Annotated in this window: 18 protein-coding genes, 1 tRNA gene and 1 riboswitch; of the genes, 12 read left to right on the top strand and 7 right to left on the bottom strand. The window is 58.1% G+C overall.

What is annotated here, in order from left to right; all coding sequences use genetic code 11:
* The first annotated feature begins 92 nt into the window (after window positions 1-92).
* Window positions 93-1,106 (top strand): TlpA disulfide reductase family protein, encoded by a 1,014-nt coding sequence (locus HHJ06_RS06130; protein WP_215428471.1) that lies wholly within the window; start codon window positions 93-95, stop codon window positions 1,104-1,106.
* A gap of 40 nt (window positions 1,107-1,146) precedes the next feature.
* Here HHJ06_RS06130 and HHJ06_RS06125 read toward each other — a convergent pair whose 3' ends face one another.
* A complete protein-coding gene (locus tag HHJ06_RS06125) occupies window positions 1,147-1,506 on the bottom strand; it encodes a TfoX/Sxy family protein (protein WP_251841441.1) in 360 nt (119 codons plus the stop codon).
* Between the two features lie 189 nt (window positions 1,507-1,695).
* Window positions 1,696-1,914: riboswitch (cobalamin riboswitch) on the top strand.
* 15 nt (window positions 1,915-1,929) lie between these two features.
* Between HHJ06_RS06125 and HHJ06_RS06120 the strand changes: the two genes are divergently transcribed.
* The 8 genes from HHJ06_RS06120 to HHJ06_RS06085 are packed head-to-tail and all read left to right on the top strand — an operon-like array spanning window position 1,930 to window position 12,418.
* Window positions 1,930-2,895, top strand: coding sequence for a sirohydrochlorin cobaltochelatase (locus HHJ06_RS06120; RefSeq protein WP_215428469.1), 966 nt, complete (start codon window positions 1,930-1,932; stop codon window positions 2,893-2,895).
* Between the two features lies 1 nt (window position 2,896).
* Complete coding sequence (locus HHJ06_RS06115) at window positions 2,897-3,604, top strand: precorrin-2 C(20)-methyltransferase (protein WP_215428468.1); 708 nt, start codon at window positions 2,897-2,899, stop codon at window positions 3,602-3,604.
* On the top strand, window positions 3,601-4,842 hold the full coding sequence (locus HHJ06_RS06110) for a hypothetical protein (RefSeq protein WP_215428467.1): 1,242 nt from the start codon (window positions 3,601-3,603) through the stop codon (window positions 4,840-4,842). Before HHJ06_RS06115 ends, HHJ06_RS06110 begins: the two co-directional genes overlap by 4 nt.
* A 6-nt stretch (window positions 4,843-4,848) precedes the next feature.
* Window positions 4,849-5,511: a precorrin-8X methylmutase gene (locus tag HHJ06_RS06105; RefSeq protein WP_215428466.1), complete on the top strand. Its 663-nt coding sequence runs from the start codon at window positions 4,849-4,851 to the stop codon at window positions 5,509-5,511.
* Window positions 5,512-5,549: 38 nt separating this feature from the next.
* Window positions 5,550-6,668, top strand: a complete 1,119-nt coding sequence (cbiD, locus tag HHJ06_RS06100; RefSeq protein ID WP_215428465.1) for a cobalt-precorrin-5B (C(1))-methyltransferase CbiD — start codon at window positions 5,550-5,552, stop codon at window positions 6,666-6,668.
* Window positions 6,656-7,873 (top strand): precorrin-6Y C5,15-methyltransferase (decarboxylating) subunit CbiT, encoded by a 1,218-nt coding sequence (cbiT, locus tag HHJ06_RS06095; protein ID WP_215428464.1) that lies wholly within the window; start codon window positions 6,656-6,658, stop codon window positions 7,871-7,873. The genes cbiD and cbiT overlap by 13 nt, the downstream gene beginning before the upstream one ends.
* Window positions 7,870-10,488, top strand: a complete 2,619-nt coding sequence (gene cobM, locus HHJ06_RS06090; RefSeq protein ID WP_215428463.1) for a precorrin-4 C(11)-methyltransferase — start codon at window positions 7,870-7,872, stop codon at window positions 10,486-10,488. The genes cbiT and cobM overlap by 4 nt, the downstream gene beginning before the upstream one ends.
* 46 nt (window positions 10,489-10,534) lie before the next feature.
* Window positions 10,535-12,418 carry a cobyrinate a,c-diamide synthase gene (locus HHJ06_RS06085; protein WP_215428462.1) on the top strand — a complete coding sequence of 628 codons (1,884 nt, stop codon included), beginning with the start codon at window positions 10,535-10,537 and terminating at the stop codon, window positions 12,416-12,418.
* Window positions 12,419-12,475: 57 nt separating this feature from the next.
* On the opposite strand, the gene cobO is transcribed toward HHJ06_RS06085, so the two are convergent.
* The gene (gene cobO, locus HHJ06_RS06080; RefSeq protein ID WP_215428461.1) at window positions 12,476-13,003 is read right to left on the bottom strand and encodes a cob(I)yrinic acid a,c-diamide adenosyltransferase; all 528 of its coding nucleotides are present in this window, start codon (window positions 13,001-13,003) and stop codon (window positions 12,476-12,478) included.
* Between the two features lie 7 nt (window positions 13,004-13,010).
* Here cobO and HHJ06_RS06075 point away from each other — a divergent pair, with 7 nt between their 5' ends.
* From HHJ06_RS06075 to HHJ06_RS06065, 3 genes are all read left to right on the top strand, one after another.
* Entirely contained in the window at window positions 13,011-13,190 is a 180-nt protein-coding gene (locus tag HHJ06_RS06075; RefSeq protein ID WP_215428460.1) for a hypothetical protein, read from the top strand.
* Between the two features lie 56 nt (window positions 13,191-13,246).
* A tRNA-Ser gene (locus HHJ06_RS06070) sits at window positions 13,247-13,334 on the top strand.
* 164 nt (window positions 13,335-13,498) lie between these two features.
* Window positions 13,499-14,149: a hypothetical protein gene (locus tag HHJ06_RS06065; protein ID WP_215428459.1), complete on the top strand. Its 651-nt coding sequence runs from the start codon at window positions 13,499-13,501 to the stop codon at window positions 14,147-14,149.
* A 309-nt stretch (window positions 14,150-14,458) separates the two neighbouring features.
* Here HHJ06_RS06065 and HHJ06_RS06060 read toward each other — a convergent pair whose 3' ends face one another.
* The 5 genes from HHJ06_RS06060 to HHJ06_RS06040 all read right to left on the bottom strand — a co-directional run bounded on the left by HHJ06_RS06060 (window position 14,459) and on the right by HHJ06_RS06040 (window position 23,255).
* Complete coding sequence (locus tag HHJ06_RS06060) at window positions 14,459-15,265, bottom strand: hypothetical protein (protein WP_215428458.1); 807 nt, start codon at window positions 15,263-15,265, stop codon at window positions 14,459-14,461.
* A 48-nt stretch (window positions 15,266-15,313) separates the two neighbouring features.
* A complete protein-coding gene (locus HHJ06_RS06055; RefSeq protein ID WP_215428457.1) occupies window positions 15,314-17,581 on the bottom strand; it encodes a cytidylyltransferase domain-containing protein in 2,268 nt (755 codons plus the stop codon).
* Window positions 17,560-19,602 (bottom strand): hypothetical protein, encoded by a 2,043-nt coding sequence (locus HHJ06_RS06050; protein ID WP_215428456.1) that lies wholly within the window; start codon window positions 19,600-19,602, stop codon window positions 17,560-17,562. Before HHJ06_RS06050 ends, HHJ06_RS06055 begins: the two co-directional genes overlap by 22 nt.
* 333 nt (window positions 19,603-19,935) lie before the next feature.
* A complete protein-coding gene (locus HHJ06_RS06045; protein WP_215428455.1) occupies window positions 19,936-22,143 on the bottom strand; it encodes an alpha-1,2-fucosyltransferase in 2,208 nt (735 codons plus the stop codon).
* A 65-nt stretch (window positions 22,144-22,208) separates the two neighbouring features.
* Window positions 22,209-23,255: a glycosyltransferase gene (locus HHJ06_RS06040; protein WP_215428454.1), complete on the bottom strand. Its 1,047-nt coding sequence runs from the start codon at window positions 23,253-23,255 to the stop codon at window positions 22,209-22,211.
* Window positions 23,256-23,400 lie beyond the last annotated feature (145 nt).

Here is a 23,400-nt window from a genome sequence, read left to right as displayed (position 1 = left end):
CCTTTCCCGCGGAAAAGGGGAGCCGGAGAGGCAGGCGCGGGGAGCGCGCTTCCTTCTTGACACTCAATGCGGCATTCTGCATCATTCACCCTATGAAAACCTTTACTGCCTTCCTCTTGTCCGGAACCATCGCCGCCATAGCGGCCCCGGCTTTCATCCAGGCGGCGGACAACGGCGCCGGAGCCAAGGTCACCTACCCTTCCTTTGACAACAGCAGCCACCTCCACGGGCCCAGGATCAAGGCTTCCGACCTGAAGGGGAAGGTGGTGTTTTTTGAGTACTGGGGCATCAACTGCCCGCCCTGCATCGCCAGCATGCCGCATTTGCAGGAATTGCAGGATAAGTTCCAGTCCAAGGGCTTTACCGTGGTAGGCAGCCACCGCCAGGGGCTCAGCCCCAGGATCAAGCAGTTCCTGGAGGAAAAGAAGATTACCTTCCCCGTTTACCAGGGGCTGGATATTCCGGCGGCCTCCTGTCCGGGCGGACTGCCGCATGCCGTACTGATCGGGGCCAACGGCAAAGTGGTGGCGAAGGGCCACCCCACCCAGCTTTACGACCTGGTGAAGAGGGAGGTGATGAAGGTGGAACGCGGCCTTCCCATTCTGGAAGGTGTGGAGCTGGACAAGTACAAGTCCCTCGCCAAAACAGTCGTTTCCAACGGCAGCAACATTGAAGCCAAGATTACTCCCCTCCGGAAGAAGACGGACGACGAGGAGGCGCAGGCCGTGTGCAACGCTTTTGACGAATGGCTGGGAGACGCCAAGGAGATGGTGCAGGCCCAGATCCAGTCCAACCCGCTGGAAGCGGTGACGGCCATCACGCGCCTGAAGACGGCGGTTCCCTCCGTCAAGGAGTTTGACGAACCGCTGGCGGTCCTGAAAGCGAACAAGGACCTGCCGAAACTTGCGGACCTCAACAAGAAGATTTCCGCGCTGGAACAGCGGAAGGCGAAAGGCCGCAAGGTTTCGGAATCCGACCTTAAATCCCTGACGCAGGCCGTGGACAAGTTCGCGGAGTCTGACAATGAAGCCACGCAGGCCGTTGCGGGCAACCTGAAAAAGAGCCTCTCTTCCCTGGCCGTATCGGAGTCCCCGGAAGATAAGTAAGTTTTTCCTCCAAACGTTTTTATACGGCACCAGCAGGCGTTTACGGACGCCTGCTTCTTTTTTCCCCGGAAGTTTTTTTCTTCTTCCCGGACAGGACGTCCGGAGCGGAGAGGACGGAACACGTTTCCCGGACAAAAGAGGAAAGGGCCCGGTCATCATCCAGCTCCGTCATCAGGAAATGCGGCCGGGCTCCGGGATAGGGAGAGCCCTGCTCCTGCTGCGGCAGCCTGTTCAGCCCCGGCTCCGTGATCTTGACGAACAATTGGTTGTCGCATACCAGGCCGAAAAACTTCCGGTCACAGTACAGGCCGTATTCCCCAAACATTTTTTTGAAGGAAATATCCCCGGCATGCCGGAGCTGGAAACAAATATATTCTACTACATCAGGGGAAGAGGCCATGCCCCATGTTCTCATACCATCCCCGCCTGCGGCAAGCCGCAAACGCCGGACTGCCGGACTGGAAATCCGCGGTCCCGCAGCCGGAGCCGGGCGCCTTTTTCCTGCGCGGCCGCAGGAGCGGGAGGAAAGGCGGCTTTTACCCGTTCACGCGTCTTTTTCCGGATACCCGGAAATCCGGCGGAGGTTCTAATAAACATTGACACTGACGGCTAAAAACGCCATTAAACACGCCGAAGCAACGGGGAATTCCGTGAGAACCGGAAACAGTCGCGCTGCGGTATCGGGTTACAAACCCTCAAGGAACGCTTTTCCGCAAGCGTTCTGGCCAGCCAGTCCTCCCATTCCGGAGGGTGAAGGCGAGGGGGAGGCAGGAGGCCCGGAGTCCGAATATCCTTGCTTCGGTTCACCATACCTTATCAACGCATGATTGAAACATCCTCTTACGTGCCGGGGGCGTTCCTGCCCCTTTCCTCCGTTTTTCTTGCAGGCCTCACCCTGTTTTCCCTGCCCGTGCTTTCCGCGGCCCCATGCGGGGCGGAAGCATCCCCCGCCCCGGCGGAACAGGCGGCAGTACCACAACAGGACGGGCTGCTTCTCGTCGCCTTCGGGACCAGCCACCAGGACGCCACCGTCTCCTACAAGGAGCTGGAAAAGGACATGCTGCCCCATTTTGCCTCGGACCGCCTGAAGTGGAGCTATACTTCAAGCATCATCCGCAGGAAGCTTGCTGGACGCGGAACCCCGGTTCCCTCCGTAGAGGAGAATCTGGACCGCATGGCCCGCGCGGGCATACGCACGCTGCGCGTCCAGTCCCTCCACATCGCTCCCGGAGAGGAATTTTCCCGGATGGAGAGGCAGATCGTCAGTTTCCTGGCGCGCCATCCGGACAGCTTTGACCACGTGTTCATCGGCCGCCCCCTGCTGGAAAGCGAGCGGGACAGGGACGAGGCGGTCACGGCCTTGTTACAGCATTTCCCCGCGGAACGGAAGAAGGATGAAGCCATCCTGCTCATGGGGCACGGCCAGCAGGAAGGCCGCTGCGACATGGTGCTTTCCGATTTTGCCCGCGAGTTGAATGACCGCGACAGCCTGGCGTTTTTCGCCACCGTGGAAGGGACGCGCAGCGTGGCCCCCATTCTGGAACAGCTCAAGAAATCCGGCGCAAAAACGGTCTGGCTGGCCCCTTTCATGCTGGTGGCCGGAGACCATGCCAAGAACGACCTCTGCGGGGACGAGGAGGATTCCTGGGCCTCCATGCTCAGGAAGGAGGGATTCACCGTTAAAACGCACCTGAAGGGCCTGGGGGAAAACCCGGGCATCCGCGCCGTTTTCTCCCGCCATGCCCGGACCACGGCGGACGACCTCATGGCTCCCAAGAAAGCGCACTGACATGTCCACTCCCGGAAAATTTTACGGCGTGGGCATAGGCCCCGGCAATCCGGAATACCTGACGCTCAGGGCGGTCAACGTGTTCAGGTCCGTGGACGTGGTGTTTACCGTGACAGGCCCCAACAGCGATTTCAGCATTTCCGAAGCGGTGGTGCGGTCCGTGGGCGGCGTGAAAGCCCAATTCCACAAGCTGGTTTTCAGCATGTCCCGCGACGCTAGAACCCGGCAGGAGCAGATTGAAAAGAATACGGCCATTATTGAGGAGTCCCTTTCCCGCGGCCTGGACTGCGCCTTTGCCACGCTGGGGGACGCCATGACGTACAGCACCCTGGGCTATATTTTGAGCCTCCTGCTCAGCCGTAATCCGGACCTGCGCACGGAAGTGGTGCCGGGGATCACCTCCTATTGCACCCTGGCGGCCCACAGCCGCCGGATCCTGGTGGAGAACGGGGAACGGCTCCGGGTTATTCCCGCCTTCAGGCCGGAGATGGCGGATTCCCTGGAGTTCCCGCCCGGAACCACCACCGTTCTCATGAAGACCTACCGCAGCCGCGCGCGCCTGATGGAGCGCATCCGGCGGGAGAAGGATATCCGCGTTATTTACGGGGAAAGACTGGGCATGCCCGATGAGTTTATTACGGACGATATTGACGTCATCGCCGCCAGGCCGGAAGAATACCTTTCCCTGATGTTCGTCAAGAAGGCATGAACGGCACCAGGCACTCCCGCACCTATCCCTGGCGCCAGCCCCTCCGCTGGCTCTGGCTGGCGCTGGCGCTGGCGGCCTCCGGAGTCATGGTGGTGAAGATGCCCGCGGGCATGGGCGCCTCCGCGCCCGGAAAGTCCCGCATGACCATGAAGCCTGCCGCGGAGGCTCCCGCGGAAACGCGCGGGGAAGGAAAGGAACAGAAAGAAGGCTCTGCTGCCAGCCCGTCCCCGGCTCCCAAAAAGCGCCATCATTCCCGGAGCGCGCAGGCTCCGGAAACAGGCGCGGAGAAAATCCTGGCGCGCCTGCCCCAGATAGGCAGCCTGATCGGCCTGGTGGCCCTGGCGGCCTTCATCGGCGGGATTGCAGAAATCTTCCGCTTTCATTTTGCCCTGGGCAAGCTGTTCGGCGGGCTGGCCCGCTGGGCCCACCTGCCGGAAATCATCAGCCTGTCCATCCCCACGGCCCTTTATTCCAACGCCGCGGCCAACGGCATGCTGGTGAGCAGCCATGCGGAAGGCAAAATCACCCATTCCAACCTGATTGCAGGCGGCATGATGAACAGCTACCTGTCCTTCGTCTCCCATTCCCTGCGGGTGGCATACCCCGTCATCGGCGCGGTGGGGCTGCCCGCCATCTGCTACTTCGGCTGGCAGATGGGCTTCGGCTTCCTGTTCATTACGGGCGTGCTGTTCCTCCACCGCAGGAAAAGCCCCGCCGCCGTTCCGGAGGCAGCGGCTTCCGGTGAGGCCCCCGCCGCCGGGCGCCCCTCCCCGGAATGGCGCCAATCCCTGCGCCAGACATGCCTGCGGGTGCTCGCGCTCGTTTTCCGCATGCTCTGCCTGACGGTTCCCCTGATGATCGGCGTGGAGTGGCTGATGAAAAACGGCCTGTTTTCCTGGTGGGAGGAACATGTGCCGGACTGGGTCAACCGCATTTTTCCCGCGGAGCTCATGAGCATTGTGGCTGCGCAGATGGGCGGCCTGGTCCAGGCCGCAGGGGTGGCCGCCAATCTCCGCAGCCACGGCATGGTTACCTCCTCCCAGATTTTGCTGGCCATGCTGGTAGCCAGCGCCATCGGCAACCCCATCCGCGCCCTGCGGCGCAACCTTCCCTCTGCCATGGGCATTTTCCCCGCGCGGGACGCCCTGACGATCGTGCTCGTCATGCAGCTTTCCCGCATGATCGGTGCCATTCTTCTGATTGCCCTGACGGGCCTTTTCATCCATTATACCCATTGACGCCTCATGACCGCCGCACCTGAAATCCGCTGGGACATGTCCCCCGCCGCCATTGAGGCGGAAAGCTTTGCCGCCATTGAACGGGAGTTCCAGGGCTGGGAAGAGCTGCCGCCCGCGGAATGGAAGGTCATGCGCAGGCTCATCCACACCACGGCGGACCTCTCCATTGCCGCGGGGCTGGCTTTCCGCCATGACCCCATTCCCTCAGCCCTGGCGGCCCTCCGCAGCCACTGCCCCATTTTCTGTGATTCCAACATGATCCGGGCCGGGCTTTCCGTGGAACGCCTGAGGCGCGCCCACCCCGGTTACGGCAAGGAGGATATCCATTGCTACATTGCGGACGCGGACATCGCCGTGCAGGCCAGGGCCACCGGGAGGACGCGCGCCATTTGCGCCGCGGAGAAGGCGCGCCCCATCCTGGACGGAGCCGTCGTCCTCATCGGGAACGCCCCCCTTTCCCTGGCCCGCATCTCCCGGTATGTACTGGAGGAGGGCATCAGGCCCGCCCTGATCGTAGGCATGCCGGTGGGGTTCGTCAACGTGGTGGAATCCAAATTGCTGGCGGGGACCTGCCCTGTTCCCCAGATCGTTCTGGACGGGCGGCGCGGCGGCAGCGCCCTGGCCGTCACCACCCTGCACGCCATTCTGGAAAACCTGCCTGCCGCCTGATTTTTCTGCATTCATCCCCATCCGCCGAGTTCCGTTCCATGTCCACCCCCCTCCGCCAGCCGCTCCGGAAAGGATTTTCCACCGGGGCCAATGCCGCCGCCGCCATCACGGCCGCGTGGAGGACGCTGAACGGAGAGAACACCAGGGAATCCATTCCCCTGCTTTTCCCGGACGGGGAGACGAGAACGCTGCCGCTGGCGGCCAGTGAGCCGGGTTTTTCCCGAATTATCAAGGACGGAGGGGATGACCCGGACTGTACCCACGGAGCCGTGATGGAGGCGCGCGTCCGGGCGGCCGTTCCGGAAGAAGCCGCCCCGGAGGATTACCTCCTGTCCATCCGCGGGGCAACCCTTATCCTGCGCTCCGCCGGGGGCATAGGCCTGTGCACGCTGCCGGGCCTGGATTGCGAGCAGCACAAATGGGCCATCAACGAGGGACCGCGGCGCATGATTGCGGACAACCTGGCCCGCTCCGGCATGCGGGAAGGCTGCTGGCTGGCGGAAATCTCCGTGCGGGACGGGGAAAAGCTTGCCGGGAAAACGCTTAATCCCCTGCTGGGCGTGGTGGGGGGAATTTCCATTTTAGGCACCAGCGGCATCGTGCGCCCGTACAGCCATGAAGCCTACATCGCCACCATCCGCATCTGCGTGCGCTCCACCCGGCTCTCCGGCTTTGACAAGGCGGTGTTCTGCACGGGGGGAAGGACAGCCGCACTGGCCAAGTCCCTTCTGCCGGGATACCCCTCCATTTCTTTCATCTGCATTGGCGATTTCATTGCGGAAAGCCTTCAGAGCGCAGTAGAACAGGGCATGGCGGAGGCCGTGGTGGCCTGCATGCCGGGCAAGCTCTGCAAGTACGCCGCCGGGTTCTCCAACACGCACGCCCACAAGGTGGCGCAAGACATGCAGCTCTTTCTCCGCACGGCGGAACGCCATGCCGCGCTGACGGAAGAAGCGCGGCGGAGCATTCCGGCCTGTTCCTCCGTACGCCAGGCTCTGGCGCTGGTTCCGGAAGAGGCCCATCTTTCCCTGTACTGGGACCTGGCCGCGGAAGCCCGCCGGCAGTTCCAGCGCCACGCGCCCGGCCTTCCCGTCCGTTTCCTGATCTCCGGTTTTTCCGGCAACCTTCTTCTTGATCTACCTCCATGCCTCCCCTGACCGTTTTTTCCTGTGGCATAGGCCCGCTTCACCCCTCCCCGGCCCAGCTGGACAAACTGGCAGAGGCGCAGAGCCTGTACGCTTCCGCCGCCCTGCTGAAGGAGTGCCCGCCCTGCAACGCACGGCGCATCCCCATCGGCAAGAACGCGCGGGAACAGGCGCGGGAGGCGCTGGAAGAGGCCCGGCAGGGTAGAAACGTAATAGTGCTGGCTTCCGGAGACGCCCTGTTCCACGGAATGGGAGGCACGCTCCAATCCCTGGCCTGTGATGAAGACCGGCTGGAATTCATCCCGGCCCCCACCGCGTTCCAGGCCCTGTTCCACCGCCTGGGCATGCCGTGGGACCGCGCACGGTGCTTCAGCGCGCACAGCACGGAAGAGGTTCCGTGGGGGGACATTCTGGCCCAGCCGCTCCCCGTCCTTTACGGCGGGCATCCACTTACCGCATGCCGCCTGGCCGGAGAGGCCGTCCAATTCCATCCCCCGGCGGCCGAACGTTCCGCCGTGGCAGCGGAATGCCTGGGAACTCCCGGGGAACGCATCCTGAAAGGAACCCTGGCGGAACTGGCACGGGAGGAATGCTCCCCTACCTCCTTGCTCCTGCTGCTGCCGGACGAACGTTCCGGAGCCGCGCCCATTCTGCCGCTGGGCCTGCCTGCGGATTTTTATGAAAAGGAGAACAACCTGATTACGGCGGAGGAAGTGCGGGCGGTCATCCTGTCCAAACTGCGCCTTCCCGCCTGGGGCGTGCTGTGGGACGTGGGCGCCGGAAGCGGCTCCATTGGCCTGGAAGCCGCCGCCCTGCGCCCCGGGCTTTCCGTGTACGGGCTGGAACGGCAGGATTCCCGCCTGGAACTGATCCGCCGGAACAGCCGGAAGCTGGGTTGCGTGAATTACGCCTGCATTCAGGGAGAAGCACCGGAAGCCCTGGCTGCCCTGCCCGCGCCGGACCGCGTTTTCATAGGAGGCGGGGGAGGCACGCTTGAATCCATCCTCCAGGCGTGTTTTGATGCCTTGAATCCCGGCGGCCTCCTGGCGGCCTCCGCCGTGACCACGGAAAGCGAGCACCTGCTTTACGGCTGGAACGCCGCCGCACGCACCGGCATGTTCTCCCTGGACATCGCCTCCGAATCTCCCATTGCCGGAACCTACCACCATCTGCGGCACGGCAACCGCATCACTCTTTTCACTTATTCCCGCGCATGAATACCACCCGTTTTCCCATCCATTTCATAGGAGCCGGCCCCGGGGCCGAAGACCTGATTACCGAACGAGGGGCCGCCCTCCTGAAGGAGGCGGACGTGGTCGTCTACGCCGGGTCCCTGGTCAATCCGGGCCATCTCAAACGCTGCCGCCCGGAAGCGGAACTCCACGACAGCGCCAAAATGAACCTGGAGGAACAGGTGGAGGTCATGGCACGGGGGGTGCTGGAAGGAAAGAAGGTGGTGCGCCTCCACACGGGGGACCCGTCCATGTACGGAGCCATCGCGGAGCAATTCGACCTGCTTGACAAAAAGGGCATTGAATCCATCGTGGTGCCGGGGGTCAGCAGCGTTTTTGCCGCCGCCGCGGCCCTGCGCACGGAACTGACTTATCCGGGAATTGCCCAGAGCCTGGTGCTGACGCGCACCCCGGGCAGAACTCCCATGCCCTCCGGGGAAGCCTGCGAGGCCTTTGCCAAAACGGGCGCCACGCTGGCGTTCTTCCTCAGTGCGGGGAAGCTGGACGAACTGGCCGCACGGCTTATCTCCGCCGGGAAGTCTCCCGACACGGCGGCGGCAGTGGTGTACCGCGCCACCTGGCCGGATGAAAAAATCATCCGCGGCACGCTGTCCACCATTGCGGCTGAAACGGCACGCGCGGGCATCGGCAGGCAGGCCCTGATCCTGGTGGGTGACGCCATCGGCGCGCATGACTGCGGGCAGTCCCTGCTCTACCACGGCCAGTTCAGCCACGGCTACCGGAATGAGAAGGAAGACGAACGGTTCAACGGGAACTGCGCCTTTTACGCCTTCACGGCCAAGGGCGCCCGGAAGGCAGTGGAAATCTCCCAGTCCCTAGGGAAAACCGTCATTTACTCCGTAGGCAGGAGTGGGGGGGAAGAAGGCGTGAACCGGGTGGCGCCGGAAGATTTTGACCAGCTTCTGGCCCGGCAGTGGAACCAGTTTGACGCCCATGTCTTTGTGGGGGCCGCGGGCATCGCCGTCAGGAAAACCGCCCCCCTGCTCCGGGACAAGGCCACGGACCCGGCGGTGGTTTCCTGCTCCGAATCCGGCTCCCACCTCATTCCCCTGCTCTCCGGTCACCTGGGCGGCGGCAACCGCCTGGCGCGCAGGCTGGCCCGCATCAGCGGAGGGGAAGCCGTCATCACCACCGCCACGGATACGAGGGGAATCACCGCCTTTGACGAAGCGGCGGCCAGGGAACAAGCCTGCGTCCTGAATCCGGACGCCATTAAAGCCCTGAACGCCGCGCTGCTGGCCGGAGACTCCATCCTCTTCCATGGTCCGCAGGAAATTTATGAACGGTACTGGAAGGAATGCCCCCAGGTCATCCCGGCGGAAACGGAAGGAAAGGAGGCCACGGAAACGCCGGATGTTCCCGCCGTGTACTGGGACGTGACCGCGCCGGAGACCGTGGGGAAAGCTCCCGCCCTGTCCATCCGGTCCGCCTCCTTCGTGCTCGGAATAGGCTGTAAAAAAGGGACAGCCCCTGAATTGCTGAAGCAAAGCGCGGAGGAATTCCTGCAGCGGCAGGGACTTTCCCGGTCCCGGCTGAAAGCCCTGGCCTCCTGTACCCTGAAGGAGCAGGAGCCGGCCATCCTGGCCCTGGCCGAGCAATGGGGAGTGCCGTTCCAAGTCTTTACGCCCGACGAGCTGGACAAGGTGGACATCCCCACGCCGTCAGACGCCGTCTTTGAAAAAACGGGCACGCACTCCGTTTCCGAGGCCTCCGCCATCCTGGCCTCCGGAGGAACTCTGAAAACGCCCAAAACCGTTTGCAGCGGAAGCATCACGCTGGCTCTGGCGGCGTGCCCGCACGGCAGCCGGGACACGGGGTGCCAGGGAGCGGGAAGCGTCATCGTCATCGGTCTGGGGTCCGGCGCGCCGGGCCAGCTCACGCCGGAAGCGGCGGCGGCCATTGACCGTTGCGGCTGCATTGCCGGCTACACCAGGTACCTGGATTTCATCCGGGAACGCATTCACGGGAAAAGAATGATCCAGACCGGAATGATGGGGGAAGTGCCGCGCTGCATGGCCGCGCTGGAAGCGGCGCTGGCGGGGGAAAACGTCTGCATGGTGTGCTCCGGAGATCCCGGAATCCTGGCCATGGCGGGGCTGCTCTATGAACTGCGGAAGGAAAATGAACGCTTTTCTACCGTCGGCATTGACGTGTTGCCGGGAATTACGGCGGCCAATATCTCCGCCTCCGCCCTGGGGGCGCCCCTCCAGAACGGCTTCTGCCTGCTGAGCCTTTCCGACCTGCTGGTGCCTGCGGAGGAAATCCGGGCCAACTTGGAGCAAAGCGCCGGAACGGCCCTGCCCGTGGTGCTGTACAACCCCGCCGGGCGCAAGCGCCGCCATCTGCTGGAAGAGGCCCTGGATATTTTCCGGAACAAACGCGGCGGCCAAACCCTGTGCGCCTACGTGAAGCACGCGGGACGCCCCGCCCAGCAAAAATGGGTGGGCACGCTGGACGAATTCCCGCTGGAGGACGTGGACATGTCCACGCTGGTGCTCCTGGGAGGCCCCCGGACCATCAGGGACGGCGGCGTGCTCTTTGAACGAAGGGGCTATGCCGACAAATACGGAATATCCTGACCTTGTCCGGAAAAACAGCCGCCGCAGAGAACATTCCATATCCCCCATGAACAAGCCCTTTCACGCCTTCTGCATTGCCTCCACCCAGTCCGGCGGCGGCAAAACAACGGTATCCCTGGCCCTGATGGCGGCCCTCTGCGGCCGGGGCTTCCGCGTGCAGGCCTTCAAATGCGGACCGGATTACATTGACCCGTCCTTCCACCGCCAGGCTACGGGCCAGCCCTCCTTTAACCTGGACACGTGGATGATGGGGAAAACCGGGGTGCGGTTCCAATGGGCGCGGCACGCCTCCTGCGCGGACATCGCCATCTGCGAGGGAGTCATGGGCCTCTTTGACGCCCGGACGCCGGAAAGCCTGGAAGGAAGCACGGCGGACTGCGCCCTCACGCTTGGCCTGCCCGTCCTGCTGGTGGTTCAGGCGCGCGGCATGGCGGGCTCCATTGCCGCCGTGGTCCGCGGTTTTTCCCAGCACCATCCCGGCCTGAACATCGCGGGAGTTATTGCCAACGGCGTGGGAAGCGCCACGCACGCGGACCTTCTGCGCCGGGCGCTGGCCCATTACGGCATGCCGCCGCTGGTGGCGGCGCTGCCCAGAAACGCGGAATGGACGCTCCCGGAACGGCAACTGGGCCTTGTTCCCGCGGAAGAGGAGGCCCGGCAGCAATCCTGGTTCCGCCGACTGGCGGAAGCAGTGGAAAAGCATGTCAACTGGGAACTGCTGATGGACATCACGGAAATTCCCCGCCCCGCTCCCCTGAAAGCCTCCTTGCCGTCCGCCCCTGCCCGCGGGCGCCTGGCCGTGGCGCGGGACAACGCGTTCTGCTTTTACTATGAGGACAATCTGGAACGGCTAAGGCAGATGGGCTGGGAAATTACCTGCTTTTCTCCGCTGGAAGACACCGCCCTGCCGGAAGGTACCGGGGCCATTTATCTGGGGGGCGGCTATCCGGAAACCTTCGCAAGCCGTCTGGAACGTAATGAGGCCATGCGGAACGCCATCCTGGATTTTGCCCGGAGCGGCGGAGAAATCTTTGCCGAATGCGGCGGGTACATGTACCTGTGCCACGAGCTGGTGCTTCCGGACGGGACAATCAGGAAGATGTGCGGAGTCATTGACGGGACGGCGCGGATGGGAGAAAAGCTCCGTTCCCTGGGGTACCGGGAAGCCGTGATGGAAACGGAAGCCCCGTTCGGCCAGCATTTCACCCGCATCCGCGGCCATGAATTCCACTGGTCTTCCATTAAACTGAACCGCCCCTACCCGCCCCTTTACACGGTCAGGGGAAAGGATGGACGCCTGAACGCGGAAGGCGTGGCGGACGGCAACGTGAAGGCCGGCTACATCCACCTGTACTGGGGGCAGGAAAACCCGGAAGCCCCGCAGCCACCCCAGCCGCGGCAGGGGCGCGTCATCCTGCTCAACGGAGCCTCCAGCGCGGGAAAAAGCACGCTGGCCCGGACCCTGCGCCGCCTGATGGGGGAGGATTCCATGATCTTTTCCATGGACGACTACCTGTCCATGAGCCGGGGAAGGCATGAAAACGCCCTGGACGCCGTCCGGGAAACCGGACTCCCCTTCATCGAGTCCTTCCATGCCGCCATTGCGGAAGCCGCGCGGAAAGGCGCCCTGGTCATTGTGGACCACGTCATCGGCGAATCCGCCCGCTGGATCCGGGACCTGCTGAACCGCCTGAACGGCATTCCCTGCGCCCTCATCAAGGTGGACTGCCGGGAAGACATCCTGCTGGAACGCGAGCGGAACCGTACCGACCGTACTCCGGACCCCGCCCATGCGGAGCGCCAGCACGGAAGCATCCACCGGCACTTTCCGCATGATTTCTCCATAGATACCTCGGAAGCCACGCCCCGGGAATGCGCCCTGGAGCTCATGGGACAGCTGCCGCCGGAATTCAGGATGGCGCAGGAATGAAGAGTGAGGGCCGATGGAGGGAACAGCTTTATCCGAGAGTTTCCAGAAGAGAATGTTTTAAAACTCAACATTACTCTGAGCCTTGGTTCCCTGCTGAAAGGCATGCTTCACGCATTCAATCCGGCTTACGGTATCAGCCACGGCGACAATTTCCTCCGGCGCATCCCGACCCGTCAGGACGACAACCTTTCCGGCGGCAATTCTCTTCAAGGCACCCACGACTTCCGCAACGGGGATGAAGCCGTAATTCAGTGGGTAAAAAATCTCGTCCAGAATTACGGTGCCCATGGAATTGTCCTCCAGTCTCTGCCGGGCCACCCGCCAGCCATCCCGGGCGGCGGAAGCATGGCGTTCACGGGACTCTTCATCCCTGGCGCGCCCCGTAAATCCTTGTCCGGAACACACTACCTCCGCATTCGGAAACTGCCGGAGGGCCACCACCTCCCCATAGGAACCGTCGTGCTTGATAAACTGAACCACGGCCACCTTGCCGCCATGCCCCAGCGCGCGCAGGGCCATGCCGAAGGCGGAGGTGGTCTTTCCCTTGCCGGGTCCGGTCAGAACGAGAATGCGGGAATCTTTCATGCACGGCATGATACAGTTTACCAGCGGCAATACCCAGCCCAAACTCCCATTGGTTCCCGGCGTGAAATGCACTGCCAATCTCCGCATTCCACTGTTGTTCATGGCGGAAGCATCTTCTTCCGGCAGCACAAAATTTCATGAAGCACAGGCGCTCATGCCACCTCCGCAAACCTGCGGGCAGACGTGAATAGGGCTTTACAGAACCGCCCTCCTCACGGTAGCTTATGCCCGCGCTTGTTGCATGGAGAGATGGCAGAGCGGTTTAATGCAGCGGTCTTGAAAACCGCCGTGGGGCAACCCACCGTGGGTTCGAATCCCACTCTCTCCGCCACCGTTGCCTATTTTAAGTTATCCCAAGTCGTTGATTGATCAATGTTTTACTTTTCCGGGCCTTGATCTTCTTGTCGGCGTTTTCCCAAGGGACTTCCGGTTCCCGAAGAGCCAAGGCCCGCTGATTCCTTCTTTTTGGCCCCCTATTTCCTGATACGGTAGGGCATGTTTTACAGAATACTCATCGTCAGTCTGCCCGGTTCACCCAAACGTGAAATCATGACCCAGCGCCTCTCTGCCCAGGGGCTTTCCTGGGAATGGGTGGACGGAGTGCGCGTCGCTTCCATGGAGGACATCCCCTGGGAGGAAAGGAACGATTTGGAGGCTTACGGTATTCCCCGTCTCAAGCAGGCTCCGGAATACGTTTGCCGGGCCATCGGGTGCAAGCGGGCCATGCGCCGCGCCATTGACCATGCCGCCACCTGCGCGGAAGACTGGATACTCATCCTTCAGGACGACGCCGTGCTGGTGGATTCCTTTGACTCCAAACTGAAGGAACTGCTCCATCGCGTTCCCTGTGAAACCGGATGCGTGATGCTGCACCACGCAGGAAGCGGCGTGAAGGAAGTGGAGGGCTGGACGCGCGTCACGGGCGATGTGCGCAGCATGACGGCTTTTGTGCTGCGCCCTTCGTTTGCCCGGTCCATGTCCAAAGCCCTCCTGCAGTGGGGAGGAGAAACAGACCGCATTTGGGAACACCTGGCCCGGCAGGGGGAGTTCATTATCATCCCTGCCGGGCCAGGGCTTGTTTCATGCAGCCAGAAGGAAAGCGACATCATCGGAGGTATCCCGGAATTGAGCAAATTTTGGGAATGAAGGAACCAGACAGAAGACCCGTACACGTTATGCAGGATGAGGGCCGCGTGACCGTGCGGTTCAGGTATGCAGCAACGGTGACCTTCAAAGGAATGCGCGGCATTGCAAGGATGGAAACAAGCAAGCCGGTCCATCCACAAAAACAGCGCATGGATACATTTTTTAAATCGGGTCCGGAATGTGATTCCCCGGTTTAGAACCGGATTTGAGGCAGCCAGAAACCATGCGCAGGGAGAGCAATCAGGGAAGCATGGATAAGAGTTTTCCGGGAAAACAAATGATTGCCCAGCGGGCCGACATCACCAGTACTTAATCCAAACGGAGATGGGCATACGGGCTTTTTGCCTCCTGCAATAACGGCAGAATCCGGGAGAGGAAACACTCCCGCAGAGCCGGATTGCGGGCAAGGGGGATAGTTTCATCATCATGAAATTCCCGGATGACATTCTTGTACTTAGCCGTTTTCATGAAGTGCATCCAGCAGGGATTAGGATAAGGTTTTACTTGCGGATGAGCAGTTATATCCACTTCATAAGGCGCCGTAATTCCAAAACGGGGCAAGTTGTTCATGCCGCAGATGAGGTAGTCCCCCCCTCCATTTACGGGCCGAGGACCGTAGATCATCAACCTTTGCTGATGGACGAGGGTATTGTGCCCCTGGACAGAGACGCAGTCCTCCGGGCCGGATATCATTTGAAAGGCTGCTTCCAGTTCCCGGGTGAAATAAATTTGGTCAGCGTCTATCTTAGACATACAAAACGGCTGCCCTTCACCAAGACGACGAATGAATTCCATCCCGAAATTCAAGTAGGTGTCTATTCTGTTTTCAGGCGGCAGGCTTCTCAAGTCATCCACGGAATGAGGAGGGACGATGTGGTGGGGATAATGGAGAAAGCTGAAACGGCACTGATAAGCGCTGCAGAGGCGCTGCTCCCATTCCCTGATCAGGTCAATACTGCGGTCATCCATATCCGCCCAGAGCACAACAACGTGGTCCAGAACGGGAGCTACGCTCAACAGGCATGGAATAACGGCATTTTCTTCATTGAGAACACGGAGAAAACCTATCCGTTTCATGTTTCCCGGTGATTTTGTTTCCTGTGATTGACGTTCCATATAGTTTTAATTAAGTGTTTTTCATTTTCGGGGCATTTTCCGGCAAGCTCAGGCCGGTATAAGCAGATTTTCCCCGTCTGCATGATTCCCGCTTTCCGTTTCCATCATCCGGAACATTTCTTTCATCCAGGATTGAACCAATTCCGGTTTTTCTTTTACCAAGTGTATGATTTTTCCATGGACATCAGTATGATGTTCCTTGCTGCCAGCCTGATGGACATATGTTTTCAGAAGATAGGGTGCCAGTCTTTCCGTTGCTTCTTCATCAAGGGTCCAATGTTGATTGGCGCTGTAAAATGCAAACAATTGAAGGCCGGATGTTTCCGGCTGCCGAATCAGCCTGAGGGGGTCTCCATAACGCTGCAAAAGATTTTTAAACGGCTTTTTTTCTCTAATCTGCGCATGGAACGGAGAAACCTTCACCCCCCGGTGTACAGGGGACTGCCCACTGAAGTCCACCGGCCATGCGCATCCCCACACACCAATATGAAGATGGGGGAAATCCTTTTTCAACCTCTGCGCCAGAACAAGGGCCGCAAGAGCATCCTTGCAAATCCCCATCAGCAGCACGGATTTCAACCGGGGCATTTTCCGTATCCCCCGTTCCATATCAAGATACATGCGTTCCAGAAGCATCAGTCCCTCCCATTGGTGATATCTTATGCCGATAAAAGGACGGCAGGAGTGCCGGAATACGGAGTTACTGCCATCGTACGGGTTGACGATCAATTCCGTGGCGTATTTGTTCACTTCATTGAGGGTAGAGAAGAAATGATAGTCCAGGTATTTATATTTCCCCTCTTCCGTCTTGAAGAATTGTTCAGTTCCCCAGTTATCCCATTTAAGAACGAGATTGCTTTCATCATGTTGAAGTATGGTTGCATGGTCATTGCGGTGAAGCCTGTGACCACGTTTTTCATCCATCTGGAATTGGTCTGTCCACTGAGGATGGCTGAGGATAATGGTCTCCGCTGAAGTCATGTCCATGGTAGGAACGTCCACAACGGAAGGAACCGGAGATGCCGGGCAGGAGTAATGGAATTCACTGGCGGCATCTTCCAGAATGGGGATGACTCTTCCACTGTCAATGAGGGATTGCATGTAGGCATTTTCCGTTGGCGCATGATGCTTCCATGAACCTGCGGCCCTCAGGTTCATATCCGTATCTCCCAAATAATAAAGCTGGGCTTCAGGGAATAAATAGTCCGCGAGACAAAGAGCCTTGCTTAACGTGGTGAAGTTGCCCGTGCTCCGGTGAACTGCTCCCGGCATGAATTTCCAGTTTTCCAGTCCTTCCCGGCAGGCAAATTCATTGGAAGAGTCCAATTCTTCATTATTAAAGTAAATTTCCGGAACTCCGCGCAAGACTTCCATATGCCTTTCCCCAGGAGAAAAAGCCAAGTATATGGCGCAGCAGGAAATCAGAACTATATCCGTCTTCACTCCTGCCAGGCCGGAATTCAAATTATCCATTTTGCTTACTCTGATCACTTTGTCACAAGAGTCTACAAACGCTGAATAGTTGCGTGTCAAATCACGTTTATTGGAAACGATGCAAATACGTTGCCTGCATCCTTCTGAAGCCAGAAAATATTGATAGTTTTTGATTTCACTTAATCGCGACAAGGCATGCCACTCTTCTTCCGTATCAATTTGCAGGCAACAGGGAAAGTCATTTGGATAGGGGCACGAGTTATCCTCAAACATCGTGCCCGTTTCCAGAAATTTCTTCCGGGTTACGATATTGATGTTTCCATCAAAAAAATAGAAAAATTTTTTGGCATCCTGTTCACGATGCGCCAGATGGAAATGCCCCTCAAAATGGCCAATCATTTTAGTCTTGCGGGCCGTATAAGCGGATTGAATTTTTCCCTTTTCCACATCTTCCGCCATTTGACGAAGAAGCCCCGGACGGCGGAAGGGAGAAGTTGGCTGCAGTACGGCGAACATCTCGCAGGAGAAGCGGGCCAGCACCTGGCGTATGCAATTTTCCATCCGGCGGTCGTCCACCGTCTCCCGGAAGAAATGAATGCCTTCCCGGCGGCAGCGTTCCATTATTTCTTCACTGTCCGTACTGACAACGGGGACAAATCCCTCCTGCAGGGCGTAGGAAACGGAATATAAAAACAAGGGCCTTCCATTCAACAAGCGCCTGTTTTTATTAGGACAGCGCGCCGAATGTTTTTTAGCAGGAATGATGGCCAGTTTGCGGACAAAAGAGGGCAGAATGCGATCCTGTGGGTCAAATCCCGCCCGCAAATCCGCAAAAGTAACATGTTTGGCCTCCTGGAATTTTATATCTGCTGCCTCAGCCATGTGTGTCCTCCACGTTTTTGAAGAGATTTATCCTTCACGATCATTTTGGCTTTCGGCTTGATCGCCATAAGATTTTTTTGATTAAAGTCCAATGTTTCAGGAAACAAATATTCCGGGGATAAAACAAGCGGATGCCTGCCGATCATATATTTGTTGAGATGGCTTTCATCATGCCAGACGGCAATGACGCCATCCTCAAGATCCCGTCTGACGGCACCGGCCAATTCCCGGCACATGCAGAGATAATCTTCAGCCCTTCCCCCATTGAAGCCTCCGGCGAAATAATATTCTCCCTCGGAAGGGAGAACACGTGCCCGGGACATTCCATTTTTTTCATAGGGGTAAGCGGACCGATGGCATTTGTAGTACCCCGGATGCATCGTTACCGTAAGACCTTGCCGGCTCGTCGGGAAAATTTCCCGCCCGATAGGCGCTACCGGAAGCAGAGTGCCGTTCATGAAATAAATGTAGTCGTACTGCTGTAATTCCTCCTGAACCTTTAAAAAAGTTTCAAACCTTCTCAAGGTTTCCATGGGCCATGGATAAAACGGTTTGCTGACAAGGGTAACGTCTTCTCCCGTTTCCACTTCCGTATGATCCGTGAATAGAAAATAATGCACATCGTGCCCTGTCAAAAAATACTGTCTGGAAGCCGCATAGAACTCCTCCCAGAATGTAATATAACGCCCCGTGGCCACAAACAGCACAGCCACTTTTTTTCCGGATGGAGGAGAAGGTTCCTCACGCTTGCCGCTGCCTGACAAAAGGAAGACGCCGTCTTCCCTTTTTTTAAACGTCTCCACTCCCCAGCAATCCCACTTAAGGGTTATTGCCTTGTCAGTGGCGGAAACAACATCCGCTCCGTCATCACGTTCAAAACGGCGCGCCCGGTTCCCAAGGATACGGATAACATCATGCCATTGGGGATGATGCACTTCCATGAGATGCTCCTCATTGTCCCGGTTAATGGAAATGTTCCAGTTCCTACCCTGAAAATCTCCCGGCACCAGTCCTCCGCGCATTACGGAGGCATTGCCGGTCTGGATCACCAGATGCATCGGAAGGGACATTTCCTGTATATACCGGGTACGGTTGCAACTCCCGGTATCCAGCATGATCATGTGCATGAAGTTGTCTTCCGTAAAGCCGTATCCGGCATGACGGAGCCTGGGCGACATTTTGGATATCCGGTGCGGCTCCTGCTCACAAATCATTAATTTTTCCAGGACATCACGACTAAAGACCAGAGTGGGGCCAAAGCAGCCGAAAAATCCATTTCCGGAGAAGGGATAACCACCCCTGGCGCCCAAGTATTCTCCCGGTCCACAGTAGAAGCTGCTGAATTCCGGAGGAAGATGCAGATGGAAGTTATTGACTGACTTGAAATAGTCCCTGCCGTACAAGTCATCATCATCAACTTTGGCGAAAAGATCGTACCCGGAAACGTCCAAATCCCTTACCGTATCCAGAAAATTGGAAAGCTGGTTCTTGTTAGGGAACAGCCGCATCGTCAAACGTCCTTCGTGAATGAAATGTTCAAACAGGGGCAGCACAGTCCTGCGGTACGTACCTTCCGGTATTCCTTTGACAGCTGCAAAAACATGCAGATTCGGATAGCTCTGATCCATCATGCACCAAATTTGCCTCTGCAAATCCGTCAATCGCTTATAGGAGGAGATGCAGACCGCAATCTTGCAGTCCGGTCTCTGTTTGGTGCGCTCATGCTGATAGAACAAATTGTGGCGCGCCACCCGTATCTTGAGGTCTCCATGGCTGTTGGCAGCCTCCAGAGCTATATCAGTAGGTAACCGGTAATCTGCAAAAACCCGGGCCACCCTGGAACGCCGCGCGGCAGGAATGACAAGGGCATGCGTTCCCCATACGTAGGAGGTATTGGAATCCGTCTCTCCCGTTTTAAAATCTTCAAACAAGATTTCATCAGAGTCAGCGGGGGCTCCCTCCGGGGACCAGGCCGCATGATGGAACAGCCGGAAAATATCCGTCTCCGGATGTTCCATCATTTCCTTTCCGAGAGCTGTTTCCAAACGGGAGGAAGCCACCATCGGCACGGCATCACTTTCACCGAAAATAATCAGATCGTTTCCAGCATACCTCCTGTCCTCCAGAAGGCGTATGAAAGATGCCCTCAGTGAACGGACGTGCGAACGTTCCGCAGATGCAGGGGACCTTCCCAAGTAGGAGGAGCTTTCCTCTTCCCGGCTGTCCCTGAGGGCGGAAAGATCCCAGGTAGAGGGATAGAGCTCCAGCTCATACCCCAGCCGGTGCAATTCGGAAGCACCCTCCGCCTTTTCTCCGGGCGATACAATCAAAACACATTTCATAAGATGCGCCTGTTAAAGTTTAATCCATTGCGGGCAGAAGATGTCCTGCTCGTCCTCAATTTTTCCGGCAAACCATTGTTTTTGAATAAAAACCCTCTGCTGGCCTCCCAGCCAGGCCCCCCACCAGGAAAAGGAGGAACAGGAAAGGATGAGTTCCTGCATGGACGTCAATTCCCGGAGGGCGTCCAGCGTCCCATGCGCATCCATGATTATTTCAAAACGTTTTGCTTCCGGAACCCTCTCCATTAATTTCCGGGCCAAATCCGGAGAATCCGAAAAGATGACCAGCTTCTTGATGTTGCCGGAAAGCCTGCGTAAGGCTTCATCAAGGAAAGGAACATCCGGCGTGCGGTACATGTCTGCATGGTCAAGATAGTCCCCCATCCTTATATGGACGCCCGCGGAGCCCTCCTGAACAGGAGAAATGAGAGGAGCAAACAGAGAACGGACTTCTTCCGCAACATCATTAAAATACCGCTCGCTCTGGAAATATCCTCTCAGGGCGCCACGGCGAACCGTGTGCGGAATGGGACGATAGGAAAATGCGGGTTCCCTGTATGTCACGGGATCAGTATACCCGCCGTCCGGACACAGGGAGCAAGCCTCCCCCAAATAAGCCATCAGTTCCCAGGTTTCAGAACCGTGCCTCCAGGGGATACGGCATTCCACCCCTGTCCGGAGGGCATGCGCATAAGCGGCAGCTATCTGGAACAGATGGTTGCCCGTACGCGATCCGGGCATGAACTGCGTAGTGACGTAATCAGGAGATACGGGCACAGAGGTACGACGCATGGATAAAAGCGCGCCGGAAGCGGCTCCTTCCGGTTTTACGGCATCCAGGCAGACGGAGCCCAGCAGGTCAAAGGGATGTTCATCCCTGTCAGCACGTCTTTCCAGGCATTGAAGATGCAAATGGCGGGAAATACCCGGAGCGTGCTGGGAAACCTGGAATCCCAACTCCTCCAGAACATAACTCAGAAAATCGGCAGACCACAGGGATTGTTGCCTGTAAACTTCCATAAATGTACACAAATCATTCCCCGGAACCGGATTTCCCTTCCCCCGGTCCTTCATGTACTGCCTGAACGCAGGCGTCATCATCCCGCGCATCAGGCGCACGTCCCGAAAACTCAGACGTAAAATTCCCCCGGGTTTCAGAGAACGGAAGGCCTCCGTGAAAAACCGGCAGGCCTGTGCAGCCGTTACTGAGCCAATGACGTCTTCCAGATAAAAGGCATCCACGGAACCGTCCTTCCACGGGAGCGGCCTGGTGATGTCATAATTGGGGGCGTCCAGATTCAACCAGCCATTCAATCTCCGGGCGCCGCATCCCAAGTGAATGTACAGGAGAGGGGACTGGTCCATGATTTCCACATTTCCGGAAGAAAGACGGCGTTCAGCCCATAACCGGGCCAGGGACGGCATGTCCGGCCTCTGGCATATCTCCGTTTCCGATCCGATATACCGCTCTCCTTCCAAAAGGAGCTGCTCCATAGGCCACATCTGCCATTTCAGCGTCAGTTCCCCTTTGGAGCCGATGCTCCACCAGCCATAGCAGGAAGTATCCCTCCTTCTGAATGCCCCATTGGAGTAAAACAGCATCTCCCCTTTCCAGTGAAGATGTGCAACATCACACACGGTGGAGGGAATTCTGTAATTGAAAGAATAAATGGCTTGCATGATGGTGGGAGAGCACCAGTGAGCCGTTACCATGTCGTTATTCATTTCCGGATAATAAACATTGGACATGTAAAGCCGTTTGGTGGACTTCAGCCTGCCCCCCAGCTTGCCTACCAGTTCACCTACAATCACATCCTCCGCCCCGCATTCCGCAAAACCCGACGCATCCACCAGCTTTTCCACCATGCTGCGCTTCAGCAGGTAACCAGCCCCTCCGCTGGGCGAGTTGCGAAGAGAAACCAGAGCATCCCCGATCAGATCGTAGTCTTCATCGATTAACGATGCCAACCGGCTCAGTTCCAAATATGTGTCGTCATCACATTTGAAGAGCCAGTCGAATTCGTAGTGCTCCAGCGCATGACGAAAGAAGGATTTCACCTTTCCGGGCAGTTCGTTGTAGCCATCAGCCGCGTCAAGCCCCACTGTGTCCCTTTCCTCCCCCTCCGGCGCCCGGTTATCTCCCACAAAGAACACGCATTCGATGCCGTCCGCAGGATGGGAGAGCCACGTAGTGCGCACTGCCTCACGCTTATCAACCATTCCATGGCACGAGCAGATGCCTACGATTATGTTTGTTTTCTTTTTCATGGTTTTTCCCTCCATTTCTAGCCCGGCAATTTTTCCACCGCTTCAAAAACTTCCTCCCAGCTGGCGACAGACGCTTCCAGGCCACCAAGCTCCAGCCCCCGTTCCCGAGCGGCATGGGCCATGTCCGACCTCAGGCCGGGCTCGTAGGCCATTTTACTGGCGTAGTAGATGAAGTCCCTTTCATGGTCGCACAGCCACCCGGTTTTGCCGTGCTCCACCATCTGCCTCCAGCCTCCACGGTTATCCACCACCAGTACGCTTCCGCTGGCCATGGATTCAAAGCCTACACGCGGCCAGTTTTCCGTCGTGTCCGTCGGCTGAAGTACGATCTGGCAATGCTTGTAGAAGTCCTGCTGACTTACCTCCCTCTGATCGCGGGCCGTGCGTATCCAGCCGTAGGGCTCTCCGATCTTCTCCCGGCTTCTCTGGTCAAAACCCAGAAAGAGGCCGCGCTTAAAGACGGGGGCTACGAAATACTCATAGATGTGGAGCGTATTGGCCGCAAATTTGTCCGCATCCTGGCGCGAGATACGCCCGCAGCCGAAGTATTCCTGCGTCCTCTCCTCAATAAAGGGGAAGGATTCGTTATGAAAATAGGGCTTGAAGGTCATAAAAACGATGGAAGGATCGTCATTGCAGCGCTTGAGCAGGGGCATGTTTTTCTGCCTGACTTCCTCATTCTGGTAAAGGAACATGGCAATGAGCCCCTGCTTCATGAGTTCCTTTTCCTTGTTAAAGAGCCAGGTCATGCAGTTGACAAAGATAGTGCGTTTGGTGCGCCGGCGAATGGCGGGCATGTTTTCCAGGAATTCCCCGTTACAGAACCCGATGATAGCATCCCCTTCCTGCAGAACGGTCCAGTCGTTGGGGGCGTGGATATGGACGCCCAGACGGATCATTTCCAGATAAAGGGCTTCATTTTCAAATCCGCCGTTGGTGGGGATGATGTGGACGTCAATGCCCATGTGGAGCCAGACCATGATCTGGTGGTGGAGTTCGGTTCCCGCTCCTCCGTAAAGGCTGGGGAACCCGTTGACATAGATCTTTTTCAAGGTGGTACTCATGGAATAATGGAGTTAAGGGTTGAACGAATTCATTGATGGACGCTAGCACGCTGCCTTTTAAGCTGGCAATGGGTAAATTTTGAAAATATGGCAAAGAAATACGTGCCACCGGAGAGCAAGATCCCCTCTTTTTCCACGTTGCCAT

Origin of the sequence: Akkermansia muciniphila (assembly GCF_018709685.1) — a bacterium.
Classification (GTDB): Bacteria; Verrucomicrobiota; Verrucomicrobiia; order Verrucomicrobiales; family Akkermansiaceae; genus Akkermansia; species Akkermansia muciniphila_E.
Note: the sequence above shows the minus strand (reverse complement) of the source record. Positions and strands in the feature narration are given on the sequence as shown.